We start from the raw sequence: 255 nt of genomic DNA, 5'->3' as shown, positions 1-255 counted from the left end.
AGACCACTGTGTGCAAGTTCCGGCACTTGCTGGAGCGTCATGACCTTGGCAAACGAATTTTCGAAGAAGTAGGCCGTCATTTGCAGGAGCGGGGAATGAAAGTATCAGGTGGCACCATCGTCGATGCCACCATTATTTCAGCACCTTCCTCCACCAAGAATAAAGAAGGCAAGCGCGATCCGGAAATGCGTCAAACTAAAAAAGGCAATCAATGGTACTTCGGCATGAAGGGGCACATAGGTGTGGACAGCAAGA

The 255-nt window shown here is 49.8% G+C and carries 1 protein-coding gene; it reads left to right on the top strand.

From position 1 onward, the window contains the following. Positions 1-255, top strand: a 255-nt coding sequence (locus tag ACO0LN_RS30415; RefSeq protein ID WP_422980517.1) for a transposase, incomplete at both ends; no start/stop codon positions are given.

The sequence above is a fragment of the Undibacterium sp. TC9W genome, assembly GCF_049339865.1.
Lineage (GTDB): Bacteria > Pseudomonadota > Gammaproteobacteria > Burkholderiales > Burkholderiaceae_D > Undibacterium.
Note: the sequence above shows the minus strand (reverse complement) of the source record. Positions and strands in the feature narration are given on the sequence as shown.